The 7,426-nt window shown below is 71.2% G+C and carries 7 protein-coding genes; all 7 read right to left on the bottom strand.

The features are described from left to right. Window positions 1–56 precede the first annotated feature (56 nt). Window positions 57–1,877: a hypothetical protein gene (locus ACWGDE_RS08285; RefSeq protein WP_453388187.1), complete on the bottom strand. Its 1,821-nt coding sequence runs from the start codon at window positions 1,875–1,877 to the stop codon at window positions 57–59. Window positions 1,878–1,883: 6 nt separating this feature from the next. Continuing rightward, the gene (locus ACWGDE_RS08280) at window positions 1,884–3,182 is read right to left on the bottom strand and encodes a lipopolysaccharide biosynthesis protein (RefSeq protein WP_453388186.1); all 1,299 of its coding nucleotides are present in this window, start codon (window positions 3,180–3,182) and stop codon (window positions 1,884–1,886) included. Between the two features lie 25 nt (window positions 3,183–3,207). Continuing rightward, window positions 3,208–4,092 carry a glycosyltransferase family 2 protein gene (locus ACWGDE_RS08275; RefSeq protein ID WP_453388185.1) on the bottom strand — a complete coding sequence of 295 codons (885 nt, stop codon included), beginning with the start codon at window positions 4,090–4,092 and terminating at the stop codon, window positions 3,208–3,210. A 10-nt stretch (window positions 4,093–4,102) separates the two neighbouring features. Continuing rightward, entirely contained in the window at window positions 4,103–4,909 is an 807-nt protein-coding gene (locus ACWGDE_RS08270) for a glycosyltransferase family 2 protein (RefSeq protein ID WP_453388184.1), read from the bottom strand. Further along, window positions 4,906–5,307 (bottom strand): DUF2304 family protein, encoded by a 402-nt coding sequence (locus ACWGDE_RS08265; RefSeq protein WP_453388183.1) that lies wholly within the window; start codon window positions 5,305–5,307, stop codon window positions 4,906–4,908. Before ACWGDE_RS08265 ends, ACWGDE_RS08270 begins: the two co-directional genes overlap by 4 nt. A gap of 142 nt (window positions 5,308–5,449) precedes the next feature. Further along, window positions 5,450–6,376 (bottom strand): dTDP-4-dehydrorhamnose reductase, encoded by a 927-nt coding sequence (rfbD, locus tag ACWGDE_RS08260; RefSeq protein ID WP_453388182.1) that lies wholly within the window; start codon window positions 6,374–6,376, stop codon window positions 5,450–5,452. Then, the gene (rfbB, locus tag ACWGDE_RS08255) at window positions 6,373–7,350 is read right to left on the bottom strand and encodes a dTDP-glucose 4,6-dehydratase (RefSeq protein WP_453388181.1); all 978 of its coding nucleotides are present in this window, start codon (window positions 7,348–7,350) and stop codon (window positions 6,373–6,375) included. Before rfbB ends, rfbD begins: the two co-directional genes overlap by 4 nt. Window positions 7,351–7,426: the final 76 nt, after the last annotated feature.

Below are 7,426 nucleotides of genomic sequence, written 5' to 3'. Positions count from 1 at the left end.
GGGGTCTTCCTGGGCGCCGGCGGCGCCCAGCCACTCACGCGCTCAGCGCTGGGCGCTCAGCCGCGGCGCCAGATCACGTACTCGTCCTTGCGCACGTCCCGGTCCACGTGCCAGCCGGCCGGGGCGTTGCGCCAGCTGTCGGCGGCGGGGGCCGTCTTGTCGTGGAGGGGCAGCAGGGCGACGTCGGCATCGGCCGGCGGGGCGTCCTTCGTGAGCAGGGCGCGGGTCCAGACCCGGCCGTCGAGCACCTCGAAGGCGAGGGTCGTCCGGATCTCCCACTTGGCGCCCTTGTCCATCACCAGACGGTCGCCGGGCCGGATGCCGGCGTCCTCGATGAATCCGGTGCCGTCGCTGTAGCGCCCCTTGGTCCAGGGCTTGGTGACGTGGTCGGTGATGGTCGCGGTCCCCCAGCCGGCGAACAGCGCCAGCGCCACCCCGGCGGCGCCGGTGGCGAGCACGGCCCGGCGGTCACCGCCCAGCAGGCGCAGCAGCAGCAGGACGGCGAAGGCGATCAGGGCGACGGCGGTGGTGCGGCCCGCGTGGAAGCCGCCCCAGTCCTCCGACCAGCGGCTGGAGAGGAAGGTCGCGTCGGGCAGGCCCCACAGGATGAACCAGGACTTGTGGAACTCCTTGCCGGCCATGTGGAGCATCATCGCCGTGAGCGCCAGCGTCACGCCGCTCGCGGCCGCGCCGAGCGCGACGATCTTCTTCCAGCCTCGGACGTGGTACAGCACCGCCACCGCGACCAGCACGTACACCACGGCCAGCGGGGACAGGTAGCGGGCGTACGTGATGGTGTCGATCCGCCGGTCGGCGGGCAGGCCGGCGGCCGCCGCCAGGGCGATGCCGCCCAGCAACGCGACCATCAGGAAGGCCACCACGCGGTTGGCCAGGGTGAAGCGCTTGCCGAACACCGCGCACACGCAGACCACCAGGGCAAGCGCGCCCAGGCCCCAGGTGCTGGTCATGAAGTACCAGAGGTGGCCGATCACCCGCATGATGGTGCGACGCCACAGGCGGGTGTTCTCGAGGGTCTGCAAGACGACGTTGCCGACGTCGCTCGGATGGGCACCGTCGATCCGGGACATCAGCCAGGCGGTCATCAGCTGCTTGCCGACGAACAGGACGGCCACCGTCGCCAGCGCCAGCGTGCTGGCGATCCGGGGCGCCCAGTTGAAGACCAGCGCCACCAGCAGCACCACGGCGGTCAGCGCGATGATCACGCCGCCGCGGTCGTGGGTGAGCAGGCAGTAGCCGGCGGCGAAGCCGGCCAGCAGGCCGAACCGGATCCGGCGGCGCTTGTCGCCCTCGGAGAAGAGGCCGTGCACGCCGATCAGCCAGAGCAGTACCAGGACGGGCAGCGGGGTGTCGGCCATCGCGAACTGCGAGTAGAAGACGACCGGCGGCAGCAGCACCGCGGCGAGGGCGACGACGTACGAGACCGGCCGCGAGACGTGCAGCCGGCGCAGCGCCCAGTACGAGACCGTCAGCACCAGGCAGCTGATCAGGGCGTTGATGCCCATGATCAGGTGATAGGCGTACACCGGGTCCTGGGTGATCCGCAGGGCGGGCGAGATCAGCAGCGAGTAGCCGCCGGGGATGACCTGGTTACCGGGGATCTCGGTGGTCGGGCGGCCGGCCATGATCCTGGCCATGACCAGGTACATCTGCTCGTCCGGGCTGACCGTCGGGTAGTTCTGCCGGGTGACCATGGACAGCCGGAACAGAACGTTCAGCACGTATCCGACGGCCAGCCCCGAGGGCACCACCCACCGGGCGTGCCACCACCCTGCCGGGGAACGGCCGTCCCCCGGGGATTCCCCGGCCGACCGGTCCGCTTCCGGATCGGTCGGGGACATGGGGGCCAGTCGCGTCATGACAGGTCACACTTCCGTGAGGTGCCCGTTGGGTACGGGTTCGGCCGGGCGGCGCGGTACGGCGCCCCGCAGGGTGAGGAGCATCGAGGCGGCGGTGGCGAGCGAGCCGATCGCGTAGGCGAGGCCCACCCGCACGGCGATGTCGCCGGGGAGCAGCGTGATGCAGAGCAGGACGACGGTGCCGAACACCCAGCAGCCGAGCTGCGCGCGGTGCTTGTGCAGCACCATCTGGGCCTGGCCGAGCACCATCGCCAGCATGTAGCAGGTCGTCCCGACGGAGAACCACAGGAAGTCGGTGTGGCCGAGCTGTCCGGGCGCGGCGCCGAACAGGAACTCGATCAGCCAGGGCCCGATCAGGACGGCGGGCACCCCGCCGACGGCCCCGAGGCCGAGCACCACCAGGCAGGTCTTGCGGAGCATCCGGGCGAAGGCCTGCTGGTCGCCGGCGGCCACGGCGGTGGACAGGCCGGAGAGCAGCGAGGCCTGCAGCGAGCCGAAGACGAACAGCGGCACCCTGGCCAGCACCAGGGCGCTGAGCAAGCCGCCGATCAGTTCGGTGCGACTCGGTTCGAGGAGCTGGGTGCTCATCACCGCCGCGTTGACCACGACCTGGGCCAGCAGGGTCGCGGCGATCAGCGGCCCGAGACCGCGCACCACCTCCCGCGCCGGGATGGCGCTGCCCGGCTTCGCTGCGCGCAGGGTCGGGGCGAGCGTCGTCAGCAGGGCGATGAGGGGCGCCACGACGAGGATCAGGCCGAAGGCCAGTGCGGAGTGCAGTCCGGCGGCGGCGCAGACGAAGGCCAGCACGATCCGCAGGCCGCCGTCGACCGCGAGCTGGGAGCCGTACGCGGTGAACCGCCCGGCCCCGGCCAGGATGCCCCGGGTGACGTAGCACAGGGCCATGCCGACGAAGGCGGCGCCGAGTGCGGCGACCAGCTGGAGGTCGCCGTGGAACAGCCGGTCGGCGATCGGCCGGGCGAAGGCGGTGAGCAGGGCGAGTACCGCGGCGAGGATGCCCACGGTCAGCAGCCCCGCCTTCCGCAGCACCGGCGCCGCGCCCTCACCGCGCACCGCGCGGGCGGCGACGATCCGGGTGAGCTCCTGCTCGACGGGGAAGAACAGACCGATGCCCAGGGACATCACCAGGGTCCACAGCACCGAGACGCCGGCGAGCTGGTCCTTGGAGAGGCTGTGCCCGGCCACCGCGAGGTGGATGTAGGAGGCGGCGCCCAGCACGGCGGTGCCCCCCGCGACCATGGTGGTCCCGGGGGGCAGAGCCTTGAGCAGTTTCGTGATCGGGTTCATCCAGGAGCTTTCGACGGCCGCACGCTCAGCGCGTGGCGTGGCGGAGCATGGCGCTGACACCCGGTCGGCCGGCGTGCTTGACGGCTCCGGGCAGCAGCGTGATCGCGTGCAGCCGGGAGGAGAGGTGCAGCCGGGAGACCTTGGCGGCGCGCGGCCAGCCGTGCCGGTCCATGCGGTCGGCGGTCTCCACGAAGAAGCGCTTGGCCTCCTCGAAGCGGTGGCCGGTGTAGGCCTTGGCGGAGGACTCGCTGCCGGCGTGCCGGCGGTAGCTGAAGCAGACCTCCGGCGTGGTGGCCAGGGTCTCCCCCGCCACCAGCAGGTCCACGACCAGGGCGAGGTCCTGGATCACACCCAGGTCGGCGCGGAAGCCGAAGCGCTTGACCGCCTCGGTGCGCCAGCAGATCGACGGGAAGTACAGCCAGTTGCCGCGCAGCAGGCTGATCGCCAGCTCCTCGCCGCCGAGCAGGGCCTGGCCCGGGCCCTTCGGGGAGTACAGCTTGCGCTTGGTCCGGTCGACCAGGGTGTCGTACTCCCGGCCGTCGGTGCCGATCACCAGGACGCCCGGCTGGATCATCGCGGCGGCCGGCTCGCGGTCGGCCGCGGCCCGCACCACCTGGAGGTAGTTCGGGTGCATGAGGTCGTCGCAACCCATGAGCACCAGGTACTCGTACTCGGCGAGCTCGACGCAGCGGTTGAAGTTCCCGGTCACCCCGAGGTTGCGTTCGTTGCGGAAGTAGCGGACCCGGGGGTCGGCCAGTTCCTCGAACCACTCGGGGACTCCCGGCTCACGGCCGTCGTCGACGACGGTGAGCCGCCAGTCGTCGCCGTCCTGCGCCAGGACGCTGCGGACCGCGTCCTGCATCAGCGCGACGTCGCCGTAGTACGGCAACAGGATCTCGAAACGCGACATCGTTCTCCGCCTAGGCCTTGGTCAGCTCGCGGTCGACCAGCTCGGCCGTGCGCTTCTGGTGCGCGACGTACGCCGGGGAGCCGGGCGTGAACGCCTTCAGCTCCGCGGGCATCCGGCGGATCATCGCGAGCAGCAGCACCAGGCCGGCCCGGGTGAGGTAGACCATCGCCTTGATCGGCGAGGCGCTCGGGCGGCCGGTGGTCCGTTCCCGCATGGCCACGGGTATCTGACGGACGGTGAAACCGGAGCGGGCCGCGCCCACCATGGACTCGATGGTGTCGCCGAGGTACTCGACCGGGTACCAGCGGGCGAAGAATTCTATGAGCGGCCGGTTGCAGGCGCGGAAGCCCGAGGTGGTGTCGGTGAGCTTGGTCCGGGTGATGCGCGAGAGCACCACGGACAGCAGCGACATCGCCCACTTGCGCGGACCTCGCACCTGGTAGTCGCCGTCGCCCGCGAACCGGGCGCCGATCACCAGGTCGGCGTCGCCGACGGCGAGCCGCTCCAGCAGCGCCGGCACGTACGCCGGGTCGTGCTGGCCGTCCGCGTCCACCTGGATCGCCACGTCGTAGCCGTGCTGCTGCGCGTAGCGGTAGCCGAGGCGCATCGCGCCGCCGACACCGAGGTTGAACGGCAGCTGGGCGACGGCCGACCCGGCGGCCCGGGCCACCTCGGCGGTGGAGTCCGCCGAGCCGTCGTCGACCACGAGGGTGTCGACGTCGGGCAGTTGCTTCTGGATCTCACGCAGGATGGAGGGCAGGCCCTCCTCCTCGTTCCAAGCCGGAAGAATGATCAGAACGCGACGACCGTCGTTCACGAGTTCACCTGTGCCTCAGTGGCGCCGGAGTCCTCCGTGCGCGGCGACGTGCTGGGGTAACCGCCCTGCTGGACCAGATGCGCGCGGATCAGCGCGACGTCCTCCGCGAGGATGCGGGTCTCCGCCTCCAGTCGGCTGGTCTCCCAGCTGAGGTGCAGGCTCACCAGCAGGACCAGCACGAACCCGACGAACAGCACCAGGCTCACGCCCGACGCGACGCCGAGGGCCTTGGCGACCGGGTCCAGCAGGTCGGGTACGAACCCGAGCGGAGCGACCAGCAGCCCGATGGCGAGCCATATCGTCGCGTACTTCTCCCGCAATTGCTGGCGGCGCAGCAGTTCGAGGATGTACCCCAGCACCAGAAGACCGGTGATGGAGGTCAGAACGGAGAGTTGCACAGCGGACGGCGCCTTTCGCGCGAAGGGGCCAACGTCTTTTATGGGACAAGCATATGGCACCTGATGACGCCGACAGGACCTGGGAGAACTCGGTCCGGGCCCTGTCGGATGACGATCGTATGAAGGCGATCGGCCCGCCCGCTCAGCCCTGCGAGGGGAGTCCCCGCAGGTCGGCGAAGGCGGGCCGGGTGATCGCCTCGGCGAGCTGCACCCGCCAGTCGGCCAGCGGCTCCAGACCGGCCGCCGACCAGCGGTCGTGACGAAGGACACTGAACGACGGGCGGACGGCGGGGCGTACGAAGGCGGTGGAGTCGGTCGGCCGGATCCGCTCGGGGTCCAGGCCGCTCAGCCGGTAGGTCTCGCGGGCCAGCCCGAACCAGGTGGTCCGGCCGCTCGCGGTGCCGTGGTAGACCCCGCCGGGGGCGCGGCCGTCCAGCGCGGCCAGGCCGAGCTCGACCAGGCGGCGTGCCAGCGCGTAGGACCAGGTGGGCTGGCCGTGCTGGTCGTCGACCACGTCCAGGGTGTCCCGCTGGGCGGCCAGCTTGAGCATGGTGGCGACGAAGTTCGGGCCGTGCTCGCCGTACAGCCAGGCGGTGCGGACCACGTAGCCGTCCTGCGGCAGCAGCTCGGCCACGGCCTGCTCGCCGACCAGCTTGGAGCGGCCGTACGCGTTCACCGGACCGGTGGCGGCGTCCTCGGCGTACGGCTCCGTGGCGTCGCCGGGCAGCACGTAGTCGGTGGAGACGTGCAACAGCCGGGCACCGGCCGCGGCGCAGGCCTCGGCCAGGACGCGCACCCCGGTGCCGTTGACGGCCGTGGCGGCCTCTTCGGCGCTCTCGGCGCCGTCCACGTCGGTCCAGGCGGCGCAGTTCACGACCACGGCCGCGCCCTCGACGGCGGCCCGGACGGATGCCGGGTCGGTGATGTCGAGGTCGGCCCGGCCGAGACCGGCGGCCTCGATCCCGGCGTCCTTGAGGACGGCCAGGACGTCCTGGCCGAGCATCCCGGCGGCGCCGGTGACGAGCCAGCGCGAGCCGGCCGTGCTGTCGACTGCTTCGGCGGCGGTCACTTCTGCAGCGCTGCCTTGGCCTTCAGCGGCTCCCACCAGGCGCGGTTCTCGCGGTACCAGGCGATGGTCGCCGCGATGCCTTCCTCGAAGGTGACCTGCGGGGCGTAGCCCAGCTCGGAGCCGATCTTGCTGATGTCGATGGAGTAGCGCAGGTCGTGGCCCTTGCGGTCCTCGACGCGCTCGACCATGTCCCAGCCGAGGCCGGCGGCCTCGAGCAGTACGCCGGTGAGCTCCTTGTTGGTGAGCTCGACGCCGCCGCCGATGTTGTAGACCTCGCCGGCGCGGCCCTTGCGCATCGCCAGGTCGATGCCGCGGCAGTGGTCGGAGACGTGCAGCCAGTCGCGGACGTTGCCGCCGTCGCCGTACAGCGGGACCTTCTTGCCGTCCATCAGGTTGGAGACGAACAGCGGGATGACCTTCTCCGGGAACTGGTAGTGCCCGTAGTTGTTGGAGCAGCGCGTGACGACGACGTCCATGCCGTGCGTGCGGGCGTAGGCCAGCGCGAGCAGGTCGGAGGAGGCCTTCGAGGCGGAGTACGGGGAGTTGGGCACCAGCGGCCACTCCTCGGTCCAGGAGCCCTCGGTGATCGAGCCGTACACCTCGTCGGTGGAGATGTGGACGAAGCGGCCGACGCCGTGCTTGCGGGCGGCGTCCAGGAGGACCTGGGTGCCCACGACGTTGGTCATCACGAAGGGGCCCGCGCCGGCGATCGAGCGGTCCACGTGGGACTCGGCCGCGAAGTGCACGACGACGTCGTGGCCGGCCATCACCTGGTCGACGGCCTCGGCGTCGCAGATGTCGCCCTTGACGAAGGCGTAACCGGGGTGGTCCGCGACCGGGGCGAGGTTGGCTTCGACGCCCGAATACGTCAGCTTGTCGAAGACGGTGATCTGAGCCGAGGGGTCCGAACCGAGCTGCTGGCGGACGAATTCTGAACCGATGAAGCCGGCGCCGCCGGTCACAAGGATGCGCATAATACAAACAGTCTAGCCGTCCACCCACCCCGCCACGGCCGCCCGCCCACACCGTTACCGGGCCGGAACTCGCACC

Source organism: Streptomyces sp. NPDC054956 (genome assembly GCF_053609185.1).
This window is presented reverse-complemented; position numbering and strand designations above follow the sequence as displayed.